Below are 19,206 nucleotides of genomic sequence, written 5' to 3'. Positions count from 1 at the left end.
CGAAACTCCCCCACCTTGTTATTGTTGGCCCAGCTCGGCGCCAGTCGGCGAGGCGACACGCGCCCCACCCTGTCCCACCAGGATCAGGTTGCCCTTGCTGTCGACCGTGGCACTGGCCAGCGACAGACGATCGGCGCGGTTGACCACGCTGAAGGTGCGGCCGGCATCGGTGCTCTTCAGCACACTGCCGCCATGGCCGACCACCAGCAGGGTGCCGTCGTCGAGCAGAGTGCCGCCGGAAAGGCCGAACTCCAAGGTGCCGCCACGGGCGTTCTTGAGCGGGATGGTTTCCCAGGTCGTGCCGAAATCGGCGGAGCGGAACAGGTGGCCACGCAGGCCGTAGGCGATCACGACGCCGGGCTCTGCGGTACCGGACACGCCGAACAGCGAGCCCTCGTAGGGCCCTTCGAGGCGTTCCCAGGTCTGGCCCCAGTCGGGGGAGCGGAACATGCTGCCCATCTCGCCGACGATGAACAGGCCGGAGTCCTTCACCGCCGCGATGGCATTGATGTGGTACTGGTCTTCGTTGTCGAGGCGGTCGCTGACGTCTTCCCAGTTCTTGCCACCGTCCTCGGTGGCCAGCAGGGCGCCGTAGGAGCCAACGGCGAAGCCGGTGCTGGCGTCCTTGAACCAGACGTCCAGGAGCGGGGCTTCACGCTGCAGGTCTTCGAACTGGAGTGTCCAGGTCGCCCCGCCATCCTCACTGGCGAGAATCTGCGCGTCGTGGCCGACGGCCCAGCCCTTCTTGTCATCGACGAAGTAGACGGCGGTCAGCATCTGCCGGGTCGGCACCTTGGCCTGGGTCCAGCTCGTGCCGTCGTCGTCGGAATAGAGAATATGGCCACGATCCCCCACGGCAACCAAGCGCTTGCCGGCGTGGGCGACGTCCAGCAGCAGGCTGGTGATGGCCTTGGGTGATTCGATGGAGTAGACCGGTGCTGCCTCGGCGGCATGCACGGTGGGCACCATGGCGGAAGTCAGGATGGACAGCACACTGAACAGCGAGAGCGCTTTGGCCAGCGGCGAGTGGAAGCGGAACGCCGGCTGGGCGGAATGACGCGCGCCACGACCGGACTGGGTGCGCCGCATGACGGGCTCACTCATACACCTTTCCCCCTTATTGTTATAGGTGGTCCTGCCCCACGGGCAGGCGGCTTATGCTATCCAGCTTTGGAAAGCGCTGACAATCGGCGGGACGTTATGTTTTGTTAAGCCAAACCCGCGTGATTGAGCCCTTATCAGGGCCTCTGATGAATGAAAAAGGCCGCTACCAGAGTAGCGGCCTTTTTCTGTCCTGCGAATCGATCAGCGAGTACCGCGACGACGCAGGGCAGACGGCTTGAAGTAACCGTCATCCGGGACCGGCTGGGTGAAGTCGATGGTGCTCGACTCCTCGTTGTCGAGGTTCTGCACGTGGTAGCGGCGGGCCTGCAGATCATGGAACACGTCCAGCGCGGACCAGGTGGTCGGCAGGTCGTAGTAGTTCTTCAGGTAGGCCACCGAGACACGCCACAGCTCACCGCGACCGTCGTACTGGTCGACCACGGCGGCTTGCCAGCTGTCCTCGTCGAGGAACAGGGTGCGCTTGGAGTAGATGTGGCGGGCGCCCGACTTCAGGGTGCCTTCCACGACCCACACGCGGTGCAGTTCGTTACGGGTGACGGCCGGGTTCAGGTGGCCGGGCTTCAGCAGCTCCTTGTACTTAACCTCAGGGCTGGAGACCTTGTAGTTGTTGTACGGGATGTAGATTTCCTTCTTGCCCACCAGCTTCCAGTCGTAGCGATCCGGCGCACCGTTGAACATGTCGGTGTCGTCGGCGGTACGCAGGCCGTCGGCGGCAGCGATCGGCGTGTCGTAGGCCAGGTTCGGCGCGCGGCGAACGCGGCGCTGACCGGCGTTGTAGCCCCAGGCCTGACGCGGCTCCTTCACCTGGTCCAGGGTCTCGTGCACCAGCACGGCGCCACCCGCCAGGCGAGCCGGGCTCTTGGTGAAGGACAGGTAGTAGAACAGGATGTTGTTCAGGTCAGCGTACGAACCCTTCGGGTTGTAGTACTTGAACAGGGCTTCCTGCTGCGAGGTCACCAGGGAGTAGTCGCCATTGCGCTGCACGGCCACTTCGGAAGCGCGACGCACGATGTAGGAACCGCGGTAGCGAACGATGTGGTTCCACAGGGCCTCGACGCCGTTCTGCGGGATCGGGAACGGAATGCCGCCATAGGCATCGGCAAAGCCGTTGCCGCCATCCAGCAGCTTGGCGGTGGTGGCGTTCTTCACGGTGTTGTCATAGACCCACTGCGGCGCGGAGCCGGAGCGACGGGTCGGGTAGACCGGCATCTGGAAGGTGTCCGGGTAAGCATTGAACAGGGCGATCTGACCGGGGGTCAGGTTGGCCTTGTACTGGTCCAGATTGGCCTTGGTGATGGTGAACAGCGGCTTGTCGCCCGGGAACGGATCGACATGGTGCTGACCCGGCTTGTAGCCGGCTGGGGCCTGGGTGATGCCACCGGTCCACTCGGGAATGGTGCCAGCCGCGTTACCGGCCTTCTCGGCACCGAAGGGGGTCAGGCTGGTGCCCAGCTTGGCGGCTTCCTGGGCGGACACTGCCGCCAGCGCGCTACCGGCGGACAGTGCGAACGCAACTGCCGCGCCAATCAGCGAAAGCTTTTTCAGCATGTTGAATCTCCGTGAGGGTTCAGCGGCGGGAGCCCTTGAAGGCCCCCGCGTTCTTTTCTAGTTAGAAGGAGTACTTGACGTTGACGCCGATGTTGTCGCGGTCGCGAGCTGCGTTGTTCTGACCGGCGCCGTAGAACTCGGTGTACTGGATCTCGCCTTCCAGGCTGTTCAGGTAGGTCGCCTTCACACCAACGGTATACGCCTTGCGGCCTTCGATGAAGTTACCGGTCTGGTGGGAGTTGCCCTCGAAGTCATCCTTGTAGACGACGAACGGGGAAACGTTAACGCCGGCATAGACGTCGTTCCACGTACCAGACAGAACGAGGGTGTAGCCGTAGGCGTTCTTGTTGATCTGGTCGTCACGGTCATAGCCGCTGGCGTAGGCGCCGTTGGCACGGCCGGCATAGTAACGAACATTGCCTTGGTAATCGGTGTACTTCAGGTCGCTGCCACGAAGGTGTTCAGACGCCAACTCTGCAATACCGACCAGCGAATCGAAGCCAAGCGACGGGCCGAAGTTCTGAATCGCACCCCACGAGGTATTGAAGGACTCAACACGTTCGTAGTTATGCAGTTGACCGCCCAAGCGAACATCCTGCCCAGCGACATTAATGCCTCGACCGAGCGAGAACTGGGTGGCTTGGCCGAGGAACTGCTGGAGCGCGTCGTTGGTAGCGGCAATGCCGATTGGCATGTTCGGACGGTAGGCGATCTCACCAAACACCGAAGTTTCATTGATCGTGGTGTTGAAGCTGAAACCGTATACACGGATATCTTCGACATATTCGCGCCGTGCCTGGATTTGGTTGCCCAGATCCACAGCCAGCAGACCACCAACAATTTGCTGAGCAGATGTACCAGCAGCAGCGGCAGCTCCACCTACGGCCGGGTTACCAAGCAGGGCAGCGTATTGTGCCCCCGTAATACCGCGGTAGGCGCTGTTCACGTCCGCGTAGATATAGGGCTCTTTGGAGTGATAGTTGATGAAGTAGGCGCCAAACTCCGTTGAATTCAGTTCCTCAGCGATGTACTTGAAGTTAACACCGAACTGACCGTCGTTCTTGGCATTGATGTCAGGACCGATGGAGGCAACTTTGAAGGCATCTCTGTTGGCAAACTCACTGCCACGAATACCACTCAACGGGTTGGAGGCCAGCAGACCATAGAGCGAGTTGCCGCCAAGCAAAGGGTTCGGGGTCATGAGTCCAGCCAACGAACCACTCTGGTTATAAGCAGTATTACCACCATCCGCGAACAGATCGGTCTCAGAGAAGTAGGTGCCCGCAGGGTCAATCGCGCTTTCTTTCCAGTTGAACTGGTAGAAGGCTTCCATCGACAGGTTGTCGGTCAGACCGATGTTGAAGCTCAGCGCCTCAACCGGGACCAGCACTTCCTTCAGTTCGGAACCCGGCAGGCGGAACTGGGCGGCGTTGAGCGGGTTGGTGGTGTTGATGCCACCGCGATAGAAGATGCCCTCACCCCAGTTGAACACCTGCTTGCCGAAGCGCGCGGTCAGCGGCATGTCGGCCACGTCCCAGTTGCCGTAGACGTAGGCGTCGAGGATCTGCGCATCGCGACCGGCCTTGTGGCGGGTCTCGCGGGTGAAGCTGCTGTCGTTCGGGTAGTTTTGGCTCGGCTGGCGCGGGCTGTTGTTGTCCAGGTAGTCGTTGCGCTTGTCCATGATCTGGGTGTCATAGAAAGCGGTGCCACGGACGAACACGCCGTAGTTCTTGTAGGTCGCCTCCAGGTCGGACGTGATCTTGTACACCTCGGAAACCAGGCCGGTGTCGAAGTTACGGTTGCCGTCGTTGGTGTTGATGTCGTTGTTGGTCTTGTCCTGGCCCTGGACGCGCCACAGTTGGCCGTAGGAGACGGTGGTGTCGATGGAGCCGCTGATCTCGTCGTCGGCGAAGCTGAATTCAACCGCCTGGGCCTGGACGGCGCACATCAGGGGCAGGAGGCCGGCGAGGGCGAAACCGGCCTTGGCCGGTGCGAAACGCAATTGGGGCTTGCGGGACTTGAGTTCCATCGAGGTGTCTACTCCGTGGACAGATCATTTGTTATGGCTCCCGTCATGGGAGCTGTTTCGGCCACCTGGGGCGGCTCCGGCGTTGGCACTTCGAGGCCCCAACGCGTCTGGCCCGCACGTTCCAGCTATCAACTGCCGGTCGGACGAACCTGGATCGGATTGCGCACGTGCAACCAAGGTGCCAAATCCGTACGACTGAAGTCGAAAACCCGACTTGATCACCCGGGCAACTATCATTCAAACGTGTGACTGATCATCCACTGATCAAATCGGAAAAATCGGCCGATTTTGTCCTACAAGCTGGCTCGATTTGTCACTCAAAACCACACCTTGAGCGATTGCCGATTCACACCTTCCCCGTACGGTCAAGGAAAAGACGACGCCCTTCACGCTTTTTACGCCTAAGCAGGGGACGGATTATTCCCATGGGTAACAAAAAAGTGTTACCGGCAGTTTGCCAGTAACACTTTCCATAGGGAGGAATCCGACACGGAGGGGCAAGCCCTCCTCGGATCAGGCGAGGCTCTTGCTGACCACCTCGAAGACGTCGCTGGACAGCTCGCCAGAGGCGAGGATGCGCTCCAGCTCTGCACGCATCAGGGACTGCCGGGCCGCATCGTACTTGCGCCAGCGGGTCAGCGGCGCCAGCTGGCGCGAGGCGATCTGCGGGTTGAGCGCGTTGAGCGTGATGACGTGGTCGGCAAGGAAGCGATAACCCGCACCATCGGCCCGGTGGAAGTTCACCAGGTTCTGGTTGGCGAACGCCCCGATCAACGCACGCACCTTGTTGGGGTTCTTCAGGGTGAAGGCCGGGTGGGCCATCAGCGCCTGCACCCGCTCCAGCCCGCCCGGCAGGGTGCAGCCGGCCTGGACGCTGAACCACTGGTCCATTACCAGCGGATTGTCCTTGAAGTAATCGGCGAAGCTCGCCAGCGCCTTGGCCTTCTCGTCCTCGAAGCTGGAGTTGACCAGCACCGAGAGCGCCGTCAGGCGTTCGGTCATGTTGTCGCACGCCTCGAACTGCTCCAGGCAGGCCTGGAGAACCTCGGCCTTGCCACTGAGCATCAGGTAGGACAGCGCGATGTTCTGCAGGGTGCGACGGGCAAAGTGCTCAGCGGAGGCGACATAGGGCGTCTCGCGCGAGAGGGCGCGATTGGCCTGGTAACGCGCCAGCAGCTGCGGGAACAGGGCATCACTGATCGAACGACGGGCGAACTCGCGGGCCGCGTGGATCGCGTCCACATCCGCCACCTCGCTGATCTCGGTCAGGTAGGCCTCGCTGGGCAGCGACAGCATCTCGGCCACCATCGCCTGGTCCAGCGACTCATCCTCCAGCAAGGTGCGGAAGGCATCCAGCAGGCGGCTGTCCAGTGCCAGTTGTTCGCCACGCTGGTGCTGCCCGATCAGCTCCTGCAGCACCTGCACGGAAAGCTGCTGGCCGGCATCCCAGCGGTTGAAGCCGTCGCTGTCGTGTTGCATGAGGAACATCAGCTGATCGCGGCTGTACGGGAAGCTCAGCTTCACCGGTGCGGAAAAACCGCGGAGCAGGGACGGCAACGGCTTTTCCGCCACATCGACGAAAGTGAAGGTCTGCTCGGCCTCGGTGACGGCGATCACCCGGTTGCCCCCCTCGGCCTTCGCCTCGCCTGCCAGGCGCAACGGCAGGTCGTTGCCGGCGGCGTCCAGCAGCCCCAGCTCGACGGGGATGACGAAGGGCAGCTTTTCGGTCTGGCCGGGGGTGGCCGGGCAGCTCTGGCGGAAGGTCAGGCTGTAGGTCCTGGCAGCGGCATCGTAGGCGTCCTCGACCACCAGGCGCGGGGTGCCGGCCTGGCTGTACCAGCGCTTGAACTGGGTCAGGTCGACGCCGTTGGCGTCCTCCATGGCCTTGACGAAATCGTCACAGGTCACGGCCTGGCCGTCATGGCGCTCGAAGTACAGGTCGGTGCCCTTGCGGAAGCCCTCGGCGCCCAGCAGGGTGTGGATCATGCGCACCACTTCCGAGCCCTTCTCGTAGACGGTCAGGGTGTAGAAGTTGGAGATCTCGATGAACGAATCCGGGCGCACCGGGTGAGCCATGGGGCCGGCATCCTCGGCGAACTGGTTGGTACGCAGGAAGGCCACGTCCTCGATGCGCTTGACCGTGCGCGAATTCATGTCGGCGGAGAATTCCGCATCGCGGAACACGGTGAAGCCTTCCTTCAGCGACAGCTGGAACCAGTCGCGACAGGTCACGCGGTTACCCGACCAGTTGTGGAAGTACTCGTGGGCCACCACCGCCTCGACGCGCTGGTGGGCGGCGTCGGTGGCGGTTTCGGCACGGGCCAGCACGCAGCTGGAGTTGAAGATGTTGAGCCCCTTGTTCTCCATGGCGCCCATGTTGAAGTCGTTGACCGCGACGATCATGAAGATGTCCAGGTCGTATTCACGGCCGTAGACCTCCTCGTCCCAGCGCATGGACTTCTTCAGGCTGTCCATGGCGTGCTGCACCTTGTCGATGTTTTCCGGCTCGACATAGATGCGCAGGGTCACGTTGCGCTGGCTCATGGTGGTGAACACGTCTTCCACGCACCACAGGTCGCCCGCCACCAGGGCGAACAGGTAGGCCGGCTTCTTGAACGGGTCCTCCCAGGTCGCCCAGTGGCGCCCGCCCTCCCCGGCCCCGCTGGCTACCGGGTTGCCGTTGGACAGCAGCACCGGGTAGCGATGCTGCTCGGCACTCACTGTGGTGGTGAAGCGGCTCATCACATCGGGGCGGTCGAGGTAGTAGGTGATCTTGCGGAAACCTTCTGCCTCGCACTGGGTGCAGAACATCTTCCCGGACTTGTACAGGCCTTCCAGTGCGGTGTTGCTTTCCGGGTGGATGCGCACGGTGCTGTCCAGGGTGAACTGCTCGGCAACCGGCTGCAGGGTCAGGTGGCAGTCGGTCAGCTGGTAGTCGGCGGCGCCCAGCTCGCGGTCATCCATGGACAGCGACAGCAGCTCCAGTTGCTGGCCGTCCAGCACCAGCGCCGGCAGGGTGCCATCGGCACGCTCGGGGTTGCGGCGCATCACCAGTTGGGCATGGACCAGGGTGTGGTCCTCGTGCAGCTCGAAGGTCAGGGCGGTCTCGTCGATCAGGTAGTCCGGTGCCTGGTAGTCCTTGAGGTGGATGACGTTCGGTTGCTCGGTTCGCATGCTTGCCTCTCCGGTTCAGCGCGGGCTCGTGGCCCGCCTGCGCATGGTTGGATTGCTGCCTGCCAGTGGCTCAGCCTTCGCAGCTGGCCGCGACCTGGTAGGACGTGAACTTGCGGATGTTGATGACGCCGGTGTCGAGGATCAGGTACTGCCCCTTGATGCCGCGCAGGGTCCCTTCCACCACCGGTGTCTTGTCCAGGTCGAGGCTCACCACCTTGGTCGGGTAAGCCTCGACGGGGTAACGGATTTCCAGCGGCTCGACGTCATCGAGCGGCTGGATGGCCTGGAGGCCGAAACGCGACTGCAGGGCCTGGATGCCCTCGCCACAGGCATCGAACAGCGCCTCGCGCACCGCGAGCAGGTCGAGTGCCTCGGCCTCGCCCTTGAGCAGTGCGCGCCAGTTGGTGCGGTCCGCCACCTGTGTTCGCAGCAGGTCCTCCACCAGGCCGGACTGCTGGCGCGTGGCGACCCGCAGGATGGGCAGCGCCTGGCGGGCGCCCTGGTCGATCCAGCGGGTGGGCACCTGGCTGGCGCGGGTGATGCCGACCTTGATGCCCGAGGAGTTGGCCAGGTAGACGATGTGGTCGGTCATGCAGAACGACTCGCCCCAGCTCGGCTCGCGGCAGGTACCGGCGTCGTAGTGGCAGCGTTCCGGGCTCATGATGCAGGTGTCGCACTGGGCCAGCGAGGTGAAGCAGGGGTAGCAGTAGCCCTGGCTGAAGCTCTTGCTGGTCTTTCGCCCGCAATGGCTGCAATGGATGCCGCCGAGGTATTCCAGGCGGATGCGCTTGCCCAGCAGGGGGTTCACCGACACCTGCTCATCGCCCAGGCGGAAGGCGTACTGCACCACCGGGTCACCCAGTTGCGCCGACATCTTGCTCAGCGCACCGCGCCCCAGCTCCAGCATGGTTTCAGCCCCCATCAGTGGATGGAGTCGGATTTGAAGAGGATGTTCGGCACGGGCTCGGACTTGGAGCTGCAGACCTGCGGGCCCATGTACCCGGTGCGCTGGTCTTCCGGCAGGTTCTTGGCCTCCCAGGCGATGATGGCCTGCAGGCTCAGCTCCTTCTGCTCCTCGGTGAGTTTGCGACCATCGGCCCACTTGCCGATTTCCACGGCGAGCTTGAGGCTCTGGTAGACATCCTCGGTGATGTTGCTGATCAGTTGGGCGAAAGAGGACATGGCATGACTCGCTGCATTCGTTCGGGGGAACAAGGAGCGGCATTCTAGCAGGTCGCAGCGGGCGCCAGGCGAGGCCGCCCGCGCCCCGACCTAGCGGCGCAGACGGGCCAGCAGGCCACCGATCAGGCCGGTGGCGCAGCCCGCCAGCAGGCCGCCCACATGGGCACCGTTGGCGATGGCGCCGAAGCCCAGCAGGCTGACCACGCCAGACAGGCACACCACCAGCCACACCAGCATCATCACCATCACCCCCGGCGGCAGCCGGTAGGCCGGGCACGGCGCCAGGCGCTGGAACAGCCAGCAGTGGCCGAGCAGGCCATAAAGCACACCCGACAGGCCACCGAACAAACTCGGCCCGCTCACCTCGTACTGCACCAGGTTGGACATCAGGCTCAGCAGCAAGGTGAGCCCCAGCAGCATCCAGCCGCCCTGGCGGTATTCGATGCGCCGCCCCAGCTCCCACACCCACATGCCGTTCATGGCCAGGTGCAGGATGCCGAAGTGCACCAGCATGGGCGTCACCAGGCGCCACCACTGGCCGGCTTGCAGGCTGTCGGCCAGCGGGGTGAAGAGCACGTAGTCGCCTTCCACACGGAAGTCGAGGAAGGTCAGCCAGCTGACGGCCTGGAGGTTGTCACCCAGCGCCGTCACACCGGCACAGACCAGGGTCACCAACAGCAGGGCCACGGTGAAGGGCGTAGCCTTGAGCCGCGCACCCCAGGACTCGCGTACCGGCTCGGTCGGCGCGTGTTCCAGCACGAACTGCGGATCACCCTGGGGGAAGCGCGCATACAGGCCACGCACCTGCTCCGCCCAGTCCTCGCCGGGCACCCAGAGCACCTGCTCCTCGCGTTCCTCGCTGACCCGGTGCGGCACCTCCAGGCGTCGCAGCAGGCTGACGAATCCACTTAAGTCCACCGAGGCCGGCAGACGCATCGCGGCCACCACCGTCATCGGGGCTCCTCCGGGCGCTCCACCTCGACCCAAACGAACTTCGCGGGGTCCAGGCGCAATTCATCGTCCAGCCGGTAGGCCACCAGCTTGCCGTACATCACGGCGCTGTAGTCCAGGCAGGCCAGGTTGGGGCGCAACGGCGCCGGGCGTCCGCGGCGCCAGTAGTGCCCGACGAACAGCAGCGGCTCGTTGACGCCGTAGCTGAGCAGCGCCGAGCGGTGGGCGTCGGAGAGCGGCTGCCGCGCCACGTCTTCCGGCAGCGCATCGGGCTGGAAGACCACGTCGCCGTAGGTACGCGGGTTGTCCTCCCAGAACTTGGTGCGGAACACCGAGCGGGTGAAGCCGTCGCTGCCGGTCAGGGTCATGCCGCCGGGCAGCGGCAGGTCGGTTCCCCGCAGCAGGCGCTTGAACACCCGCTCGGCGAAGCCGCCGCGCTCGGCCGAGGCCTGGATGAAGGCGGCGTCGATCCGCCCGTCCGGGTAGTCGCGGCGCACCGCCTCGATCAGGTCGTGGTCCCAGCAGGCATGCACCAGGCGGAAGCGACCGCCGTCGATGAACAGCGGCAGGTCCTGGAACCAGCGGAGGAAGTCATGCCAGTCGCCGGGGTGGCCCTCGAACTGTTCGAGGGTCTCCTTCAACAGGCGGGTGTGGCGCGGCGTGTGGTCGTGGACGAAGGTCCGGCCACTGCCGGCCGGTGCCGGCGTCACCCAGCCAAGGGCGTTGTACTCATGGTTGCCCATGATGCAGCGGGCCTGGCCCGCCTCGACCATGGCGTGGACCAGGTGCAGCGCCTCGCGGATGCGCGGCCCACGGTCGATGAGGTCACCGAGGAACAGGGCCATGCGCCACGGGTGGCGCCAGACATCGCCCTGCTTGCGATAGCCCAGCCGATCCAGCAGGCGCTCCAGGGTGTGCGCACACCCGTGGATGTCGCCGATCAGGTCGTAGCCACGCCCGGCGTCCAGTTCCATCAGTCGCCACCACCCAGGCGGCTTCCCCAGCCGAGCTTGGTGCGGCACACCTCGTAGTAGTTGTGGTCCAGCGGGTGGATCAGGCGCAGCTTCTGCGGCTTCTTGCGCACCGTGATGGTGTCGCCGGGGGCGCAAGTGAAGTGGTTCTGGCCATCGCAGGACACCAGCGGGTAGATCTGCAGGTTGGGCGAGACCACGATCTTCAGCTCGCTGGTGCTGTCCACCACGATGGGCCGGCTGGACAGGGTGTGCGGGTACATGGGCACCACGACGATGGCGTCGAGCTTCGGGTGCATGATCGGCCCCCCGGCGGACAGCGCGTAGGCCGTGGAGCCGGTGGGCGTGGCGATGATCAGGCCGTCGGCCTTCTGGGTGCAGACGAACTGGCCGTCGATATGCAGCTCGAACTCGATCATCCGGGTCGACTTGCCCGGGTGCAGCACCACGTCGTTCAGCGCGTCGCCCTGGCCGATGGCCTCGCCGTGCTGGCGGCGCACCTCGGCCTCCAGCAGGAAGCGCGTCTCGACGCTGTAGTGGCCGTCCAGCACCTCGGCCACCTTCACCTCCAGCTCATCGGGCTTGATGTCGGTGAGGAAGCCCAGGCTGCCACGGTTGATGCCCAGCACCGGGATGTTGTGGCGGGCCAGCGCACGGGCGGCGCCGAGCATGCTGCCGTCACCGCCGACCACGATCACCAGGTCGCAGACCTCGCCGAGGATCTTCCGCGACGACGTCTGCAGGCCGTGCCCGGGCAGCACTTCGGCAATGGTGTCCTCGAGGATCACGTGGAGGTGGCGATCCAGCAGGAATCGCTTCAGGCGGCGGATGGTATCGAGCACGTGGGGGCTCCCCAGGCGTCCGATGATGCCGATATTGCGGAATTGCTCCATGGGGCTCCAGCAAGGCTCTACGACGGGAGGAAATGCCGGCGATTATGGGCGAAAGCCCGTAGCAGCGGCAAACCGCTGCTCGGCTATGCTGCGTGCATGACGCCCTTCCCCACCCTCGCCGACCTGCCCCGTAACCTGCATCACCCTGCCGTGCGCGACCTCGCCTGGGCACTGCTCGCCCCACCGTTGCTGGCGCGTCCGGGGCTGGCCCAGCGGCACCCGCTGAGTGCCTCCGAGTGGGCCGCCGCGCCCCACCGGCTGGAAGCCTGGCTGCAGAGCCAGGAGCAGGCACCGCAACCGCTGGAGGCATGGCTCGCCGGCCTGGCCTCCAGCCGCCTGGGGCTTCGCTTCGAGCGGCTTTGGCAGTACGCCCTGGCGCAGGCACCGGGCGTGCGCCTGCTGGCCAGCAACCTGCCGGTGCGCCAGCAAGGCAAGACGCTGGGGGAAATGGACCTGTTGCTGCAGGACGACCACGGCATCCACCATGTGGAGCTGGCCATCAAGCTCTACCTCGGCCCCCAGGCGGGTGGCGGGCATGACGCGGAGCACTGGTGTGGCACCGATGTCAGCGACCGCCTCGACCTCAAGCTCGCCCACCTGCGCGAGCGTCAGCTGCCCCTTTCCAGCCTCGCCGTCAGCCGCTCCGCCCTGGAGAGCGTCGGCGCCTGGCCGGCCCAGGCATCGGCCTGGCTGGGCGGCTACCTGTTCTATCCCTGGCCGGGAGGGTGCGAAGCGCCGACCATCGCCAACCCCGGCCACAACCGGGGCCTGTGGCTGCATCGCCGCCACTGCCAGGCCCTCATCGACCAGCACCCCGACGCCCGCTGGTACCCCCTGCCCCGCCCGGACTGGCTGGGCCACGCGCAGGTGCCGGCCGAGCAGGCCTGGCCACGGACGCAGGTGATGGAGTGGCTGGCCGCGCAGCCACCCGGCGGGCCGGCCTGGATGCTGGCAAGGCTGGCGCCGGAAGGCACCCACTGGCGGGAAGTGGAACGGGGGTTGGTGGTGAACGACGCCTGGCCCGCGACGGGCTGAGCCCGCCGCAGCGACCGGTCAGCGGCTGCGCTCGGTGCGCCCACCGGAACGGGCCAGGTAACCGGCACCGCTTTCGCACAACAGCGCATCGCGTTGCACCGCCGGCAGCGCATCCAGGCCATCGCGCAGCGCATAGGCGCGGAACCCCAGCTGGGACAGCAGGAACACCGCACTGGCGCTGCGCTTGCCGCTGTCGCAATAGCAGAGGTAGTCCCGCGCCGGATCGAGCAGGCGCGTCTTCAGCCGCAACAGGTGCAGCGGCATGTTCAGCGCTTCGGGGGCATGGGCCCGCTCGTATTCGTCCTGCAGGCGCACATCCAGCCATTGGCCGCCTGCCGCCAGCAGCCGCGACGCCTCACCGAGGGACACCTCGTCCACCACGGGGGCACGCAGGAGGGCGAAGAAATCCTGGCGGTCCAGGCGCATCACCACGCCGTCCTCCAGCAGGGTGACGCTGGCGTTGCGCGGCCGGTCGGACAGCAGCGCCTCCTCACCGAAGCAGGCCCCTACCTCCAGCTCCGCCAGCACCTGATGATCGCTGCCGGCCCCACGGATCACCTCCGCACGGCCCTCGCGGAGGAAGTAGCAGCAATCCCCCGCCTCGCCTTCGCGCAGCACCTCGCTGCCCGCCGGCAGTTCGATGCGCTGCAGCCGCCCGACCATCTGCTGGACGTTGGCCGGCGGCACCTTGCTGAACAGCGGGTTCTCCAGCAGGCGCTCCAGCCATTCGACGTCGTCGCTATCCATCTGCAGCAACAGGTCCTGGTAGGCGGAACGCCAGGTGATGAGGCGCGCGAGGGTGGCGCTGTCGATGGCCAGCACGCTGACCTCGGTGAGCGCCACCGCCTCCTGCAGGCGCGGCAGGCTGGGCGAGAGCGGGTGGCAGCTGGCTTCGCTGCTGGCCACCAGGCGGATTTCCGCCCCCGAGGCGTCCCGCAGCAGCAGCTCGCCGGCCAGCAGGTAATAGGTCAGCCGGGCCTGGTCGCCGCGCCGGAACAGCACCTGGCCCGCCAGCAGGGGCTGGGGCACCAGTTGCCCACGCAGCTCCCGCCACTGCTGCTCGGAAAGCGCATTGAGCGGTGTCAGGCTGCGCAGCTGATCCGGATTGAGCGGTTCGGTCATCGGTTGATTTCCAGGGCATCGGCTGAGGTGGAAGTGTAGCCAGCCAGGTGGTGCAGGCGCGTTGAAAGGGCGCGGCGCCCCTGCAGCCCACCGGTGTGCAGCAGGACGATCCGACTGCCGGCAGCAAGGTAACCGGCCTCGATCTGCTGGCGCAACGCCAGCAATGCCTTGACGGTGTAGAGCGGGTCCAGCTCGATGCCGCCCTCCGCCTCCCAGGCGAGCATGGCGCAGGCCAGCTCGGCGTCGACCCGGCCGAAACCGCCTCGGCTGGCGTCCAGCAGGCGGTAGCCGGCATCGACCGCGCCGGTTTCAACCAGCAGCGCGCGGACCTGCTCCGCCACGCCGTGGTCCGCCGGCACCGCCAGGGCACCCACCACCGGATGGCGGCCAGCCTCGCCGAGCACCAGCCCCGCCAGGGTGGTACCGGTGCCGGCAGCGGTCCACAGCGCGTCGTAGTCGGCCCAGCCCAGCACCGGCAGTTGCCGTTGGATCATCGCCACCAGCGGCGCGCAGCCGAGGGCACCCGACACTCCGCCACCGCCCTCGGGCACCGGCATCAACGCGGGGTAGCGGGCCTGCCAGTCATCCCAGAAGCCCGGCGCGTGGCGGGCCCGATAGCCGCCATAGCCCAGCCAGTGCAGGGTCATGCCGAAGCGGCGCAGGTCCGCGACGGTCGGGGTGTCCTGGGGGTCGCCACGCAGCAGGCCCACGGTGTCGAAGCCGAAGCGCTGGCCGGCGGCGGCCACCGCATGCAGGTGGTTGGAATGGGCCCCGCCCAGGGTCATCACCCCGGCGAAACCCTTGGCAGCCGCCCGTTGAAGATGGGGGGCCAGCTTGAACCATTTGTTGCCGCTCACCAGCGGGTCGATGCGGTCGAGGCGCAGCATCGCCACCTCGACGCCCGCACGCTCCAGCCACCCCAGGCACAAGGGTTCGAGAAGGGCTTGCGGATTCCAGTCGGGAGGCGGCAATGGCACGGATGGGCTCGCTCGGAAAAGGCGCGGAGCTTACGGCAAGCGCCGCACCATGGCGATCAGCCCACCGTGCGCAGGCGAGCAGTGGCCTTGTGGCGGGCGCAGCAGTTGGAGTCCCCGGCCACGAAGCGGCTGGGCGTATCCACCCGGTCGATGGGCATGCCGCAGCGCTCGCCGCCCGGCAGGGTCGCCTCGCAGGTGGGCTGCTGGTAGTGGGCCAGCCACTGGCGGTACTGCGCCTCGGAGACGAAGCACTTGGCCGCCGCGTAGGCGTAGGGGTTGTCCTGGTAGCGGGCGATGTCCTGCAGCGGGATGGTCAGGTGGCCGGCGCCCGGGTGGTAGACCACGAACACCACACCCAGGCGGGCCAGGCGCTCGAGGATCTGGTCACCGCCCTGGTTCACCAGTTGCTCGCGCTCCTGCTTGAGGCGGTCGATCTCCTGCTGCAGCTGGGTGTCCAGCTCGTTGCGGTAGGCCAGCTCGACGTCACGGATGGCCAGCTGCTCCTTGTAGTCCATGACGGCGGCGGCCACCTTGGCCTGCAGTTCGCCCTCGAACTGGGAACGGAGGATGTCCACCTCAGTGCGCCCATGGCGCTCCAAGGCGCGCAGTTGCTGGCTCATCTCCTCGCGGGATTTCTGGAAGCCCTCGGCCTGGACCTGCAGCTGGCGCTTGAGGTCGGCGTTCATGTCCTGCTGCTGGCGCAGTTCCAGCTGCAGGGAGTCGATGGTCTGCTGCAGCTCGCGCGCTTTCTCTTCGGCGGCCAGGCGGTACTTGGCCAGGGCCTCTTCGTTCTGCTGGCCGAGGCTGGCGATGCGCAGGCGCTGCTGCTTGATCAGTTGGGCCGTCTTCAGGCGGTGTTCCTGCTCCAGCTGCTGCGCCAGCTTCTCGGCCATTTCGGCGGCGGCATCCGGCGGTGCGTACCACTTGTCCTCCGGCGCCATCTGCAGGCGCTGGGGCTCGACCACCTGGGGCGCGTCCTCCTCCACCATCAGGCCCAGGGCATTGCGGCGCACGGTGTCGCGCACCAGGGCCAGGTCGTTCTGGCCGGGAGCGAGGTTCGGGTCCCACATGTGCATCTGGTGCCAGGAGACCGGGCACTGGCTGCGGCAGGCGAGGCGGATGGGGCCGGCGCCCAGGTCGGGGCCGCGCCCGGCGCGTTCGGCCAGGTGGCGCAGGGGCATGTTCCAGCCGGTGTCAGCCTGCCCCTTCTCGTCGAAGTCGAGGTAGAAGAAGACCAGCGAGCGGACCATCAGGCGCGGGTTGATCAGGACGTAGACCAGGCGCATCTGCTGGTCGGCGAACTCGGGCATGTTCACCACGCCGTCGAGCATCGCTTCGAATTCGGGGAAGAGCATTTCCTTGCAGATGCCCCGTTCATTGAAGAACAGCACGGCCTCAACCATCTGCGGCTTGTTCTGCATGCTCATCGGGTTTACCTCTGGCCAACGCGGTGAGTCCCGGAGGGGACGGGCGACTTCCTTGTCGGTAAAACGGGGCCTTTATGACAGGCGCACCGGCTGATTGTCGGAGTCTAGGGTAAAAGCCGAGGCGGGCAATGTGACTGGGTTGGCACTCGCCCGGCCCCTGGCGGGAGGCGGACGAAGTGCACGGCCGTTTTGTGATGGGGTTGGAGAGTTTCAGCCTTTCATGGCGGCGAGATAGGGTGCCAGGCGCCGCCCCATCTCCTCGCCGAGGGCCGCCAGGCCGCTCATCGGGCGCACCATCACCTCGAATTCGCGGATCAGCCCCTGCTCGTCGAAGCGGATCATGTCGATGCCCTTGAGGTCGCGCCCGCCCACCCGCGCACTGAACTCCAGCACCACGTTGAGGCCATCGTCACTGGCCAGTTCGCGGTGGTAGGCGAAGTCCTGGAACACCTGCAGCACGGTATTGAGGATGAGATTGACCGCCTGGGCGCCCGGGTAGGGCGTGTGGGCCATGGGCGAACGGAACACCGCCTCGGGGTGCAGCAGCTCGGGCAGGCGGCTGAGGTCCTGGCTGGCGATGAACTGGTGCCAGCGCTGCAGGCTGGCGGCCGCGGCAGGGTTGAGTCGGGCGTCGAGGGACATCGGCTTCTCCTTGTTCTTATGAGCCTGTAAAGAGAACGCCCCGCACGAGGCGGGGCGTCTTTCCATCAGAGTTCGGCGGCGAGGCGCGAACCCTGGTTGATCGCACGCTTGGCATCCAGCTCGGCGGCCACGTCGGCACCGCCCACCAGGTGCACGGACTGCCCGGCAGCCACCAGGCCCTCGTGCAGCTCGCGCAGCGGGTCCTGGCCGGCGCAGACGATGACGGTGTCCACCGGCAGCACCTGGGGTTCGCCCTCGGCCACGCGGATGTGCAGGCCGGCGTCGTCGACCTTGAGGTACTCCACCGAGTTGAGCATCTGCACCTGCTTGTTCTTCAGGCCGGTGCGGTGGATCCAGCCGGTGGTCTTGCCGAGGCCGTCGCCCACCTTGGATTTCTTGCGCTGCAGCAGGAACACCTGGCGGGCCGCCGCGTGGGGCTGCGGCTTGACGCCGGCGATGCCGCCACGGGCTTCCAGCGCGCCGTCGATGCCCCACTCCTTCCAGAACGCCTCGCGGTCCAGGCTGGTGGAGGTGCCCTGGTGGGTGATGAACTCGGAGACGTCGAAGCCGATGCCGCCGGCGCCGATCACCGCCACGGTCTGCCCCACCGGCTTGCGCTCGAGGATGGCGTCCAGGTAGCCGATCACCTTCGGATGGTCGATGCCCGGAATAGCCGGGGTGCGCGGGGCGATGCCGGTGGCCAGGATGATCTCGTCGAAGCCGCCCTTGACCAGGTCCTCGACACTGACGCGGGTGTTCAGGCGCAGGTCGACGCCGGTGGTTTCCAGCTTGCGCTTGAAGTAACGCAGGGTCTCGTAGAACTCCTCCTTGCCCGGCACGCGCTTGGCCACGTTGAACTGGCCACCGATCTCGGCGGCCGCGTCGAACAGGGTCACGCTGTGGCCGCGCTCGGCGGCGACGGTGGCACTGGCCAGGCCCGCCGGGCCGGCGCCGACCACGGCGATCTTCTTCACCTGGGTGGTGGGGATGTAGTTCAGCTCGGTTTCGTGGCAGGCACGCGGGTTCACCAGGCAGCTGGTCAGCTTGCCACCGAAGGTGTGGTCCAGGCAGGCCTGGTTGCAGCCGATGCAGGTGTTGATCTCGTCGCTGCGGCCTTCGGCGGCCTTGTTGACGAAGTCCGGGTCGGCGAGGAACGGGCGGGCCATGGACACCATGTCGGCGTCGCCTTCGGCCAGCACCTGCTCGGCCACTTCCGGGGTGTTGATGCGGTTGGTGGTGATCAGCGGGATCTTCACCTCGCCCCGGAGCTTGGCGGTGACCTTGGTGAAGGCCGCGCGCGGCACCTTGGTGGCGATGGTGGGGATGCGCGCCTCGTGCCAGCCGATGCCGGTGTTGATGAGGGTGGCACCGGCGGCCTCGATGGCCTTGGCCAGGGTGACGATCTCGTCCCAGGTGCTGCCGCCTTCCACCAGGTCCAGCATGGACAGGCGGTAGATGATGATGAAGTTCGGGCCCACGGCCTCGCGCACGCGGCGGACGATCTCCACCGGCAGGCGCATGCGGTTCTCGTAGCTGCCACCCCAGCGGTCGGTGCGCTGGTTGGTGTGGGCGGCGAGGAACTGGTTGATGAAATAGCCTTCGGAGCCCATGACCTCGACGCCGTCGTACTCGGCCTTCTGCGCCAGCACGGAACAGTTCACGAAGTCCTGGATCTGCTTCTCGATGCCCGCCTCATCCAGCTCGTGGGGCTTGAAGGGGTTGATCGGCGCCTGGATGGCAGACGGCGCGACCGACTTGGGGCTGTAGGCGTAGCGGCCGGCGTGGAGGATCTGCATGCAGATCTTGCCGCCCGCCTCGTGCACGGCGCGGGTGACGATGCGGTGCTTCTCGGCCTCTTCCTCGGTGGTCAGCTTGGCCGCACCGGAATACACGCCGCCCTCCTCGTTCGGGCCGATGCCGCCGGTCACCATCAGGCCGACGCCGCCACGGGCGCGCTCGGCGAAATAGGCGGCCATGCGCTCGAAGCCGTTGGGCTTCTCCTCCAGGCCAGTGTGCATCGACCCCATCAGGGTGCGGTTGCGCAGGGTGGTGAAGCCCAGGTCGAGGGGCGCGAGCAGGTGCGGGTAAGCGGCCATGGGGTGGTATCTCCAGCAGGCTTTTTCTCTCACG

The 19,206-nt window shown here is 66.0% G+C and carries 15 protein-coding genes; 1 reads left to right on the top strand and 14 read right to left on the bottom strand.

Going from position 1 to position 19,206, the window contains the following annotated elements; translation table 11 throughout:
• Positions 1-18: 18 nt before the first annotated feature.
• The 9 genes from FBY21_RS00205 to FBY21_RS00165 form a co-directional block, all read right to left on the bottom strand.
• Positions 19-1,104, bottom strand: a complete 1,086-nt coding sequence (locus FBY21_RS00205) for a WD40/YVTN/BNR-like repeat-containing protein (RefSeq protein ID WP_074968422.1) — start codon at positions 1,102-1,104, stop codon at positions 19-21.
• 201 nt (positions 1,105-1,305) lie between these two features.
• Complete coding sequence (locus tag FBY21_RS00200) at positions 1,306-2,673, bottom strand: DUF1329 domain-containing protein (protein ID WP_142007887.1); 1,368 nt, start codon at positions 2,671-2,673, stop codon at positions 1,306-1,308.
• 61 nt (positions 2,674-2,734) lie between these two features.
• On the bottom strand, positions 2,735-4,702 hold the full coding sequence (locus FBY21_RS00195; protein WP_074968426.1) for a DUF1302 domain-containing protein: 1,968 nt from the start codon (positions 4,700-4,702) through the stop codon (positions 2,735-2,737).
• 513 nt (positions 4,703-5,215) lie between these two features.
• On the bottom strand, positions 5,216-7,876 hold the full coding sequence (gene pepN, locus FBY21_RS00190) for an aminopeptidase N (RefSeq protein WP_142007886.1): 2,661 nt from the start codon (positions 7,874-7,876) through the stop codon (positions 5,216-5,218).
• A 70-nt stretch (positions 7,877-7,946) separates the two neighbouring features.
• A complete protein-coding gene (locus FBY21_RS00185) occupies positions 7,947-8,783 on the bottom strand; it encodes a DUF2797 domain-containing protein (protein ID WP_142016177.1) in 837 nt (278 codons plus the stop codon).
• 14 nt (positions 8,784-8,797) lie between these two features.
• A complete protein-coding gene (locus FBY21_RS00180) occupies positions 8,798-9,058 on the bottom strand; it encodes a YeaC family protein (protein ID WP_044408569.1) in 261 nt (86 codons plus the stop codon).
• Between the two features lie 90 nt (positions 9,059-9,148).
• Positions 9,149-10,012, bottom strand: coding sequence for a rhomboid family intramembrane serine protease (locus FBY21_RS00175; protein WP_142007885.1), 864 nt, complete (start codon positions 10,010-10,012; stop codon positions 9,149-9,151).
• Positions 10,009-10,983, bottom strand: a complete 975-nt coding sequence (locus tag FBY21_RS00170) for a metallophosphoesterase (protein ID WP_044408574.1) — start codon at positions 10,981-10,983, stop codon at positions 10,009-10,011. The genes FBY21_RS00175 and FBY21_RS00170 overlap by 4 nt, the downstream gene beginning before the upstream one ends.
• The gene (locus tag FBY21_RS00165) at positions 10,983-11,873 is read right to left on the bottom strand and encodes an NAD(+) kinase (protein ID WP_044408577.1); all 891 of its coding nucleotides are present in this window, start codon (positions 11,871-11,873) and stop codon (positions 10,983-10,985) included. The genes FBY21_RS00170 and FBY21_RS00165 overlap by 1 nt, the downstream gene beginning before the upstream one ends.
• Positions 11,874-11,969: 96 nt before the next feature.
• Here FBY21_RS00165 and FBY21_RS00160 point away from each other — a divergent pair, with 96 nt between their 5' ends.
• On the top strand, positions 11,970-12,908 hold the full coding sequence (locus FBY21_RS00160; protein ID WP_142007884.1) for a DUF1853 family protein: 939 nt from the start codon (positions 11,970-11,972) through the stop codon (positions 12,906-12,908).
• 18 nt (positions 12,909-12,926) lie between these two features.
• Here the strand turns inward: FBY21_RS00160 and FBY21_RS00155 are convergent, their stop codons facing one another.
• The 5 genes from FBY21_RS00155 to FBY21_RS00135 form a co-directional block, all read right to left on the bottom strand.
• Positions 12,927-14,030, bottom strand: coding sequence for a cyclic nucleotide-binding domain-containing protein (locus FBY21_RS00155; RefSeq protein ID WP_142007883.1), 1,104 nt, complete (start codon positions 14,028-14,030; stop codon positions 12,927-12,929).
• Positions 14,027-15,001 (bottom strand): 1-aminocyclopropane-1-carboxylate deaminase/D-cysteine desulfhydrase, encoded by a 975-nt coding sequence (locus FBY21_RS00150; RefSeq protein WP_301308550.1) that lies wholly within the window; start codon positions 14,999-15,001, stop codon positions 14,027-14,029. The genes FBY21_RS00155 and FBY21_RS00150 overlap by 4 nt, the downstream gene beginning before the upstream one ends.
• Positions 15,002-15,063: 62 nt before the next feature.
• Entirely contained in the window at positions 15,064-16,434 is a 1,371-nt protein-coding gene (locus FBY21_RS00145; RefSeq protein ID WP_074968440.1) for a chromosome partitioning protein ParA, read from the bottom strand.
• A 210-nt stretch (positions 16,435-16,644) separates the two neighbouring features.
• The gene (locus FBY21_RS00140) at positions 16,645-17,076 is read right to left on the bottom strand and encodes a nuclear transport factor 2 family protein (protein ID WP_044408590.1); all 432 of its coding nucleotides are present in this window, start codon (positions 17,074-17,076) and stop codon (positions 16,645-16,647) included.
• A 65-nt stretch (positions 17,077-17,141) separates the two neighbouring features.
• A complete protein-coding gene (locus FBY21_RS00135; RefSeq protein ID WP_044408593.1) occupies positions 17,142-19,172 on the bottom strand; it encodes an NADPH-dependent 2,4-dienoyl-CoA reductase in 2,031 nt (676 codons plus the stop codon).
• Positions 19,173-19,206: the final 34 nt, after the last annotated feature.

This window comes from Pseudomonas sp. SLBN-26, from assembly GCF_006715895.1.
GTDB lineage: Bacteria > Pseudomonadota > Gammaproteobacteria > Pseudomonadales > Pseudomonadaceae > Metapseudomonas > Metapseudomonas otitidis.
The sequence above is the reverse complement of the archived record's forward strand: the minus strand, read 5'-3'. Positions and strand labels throughout refer to the sequence as shown.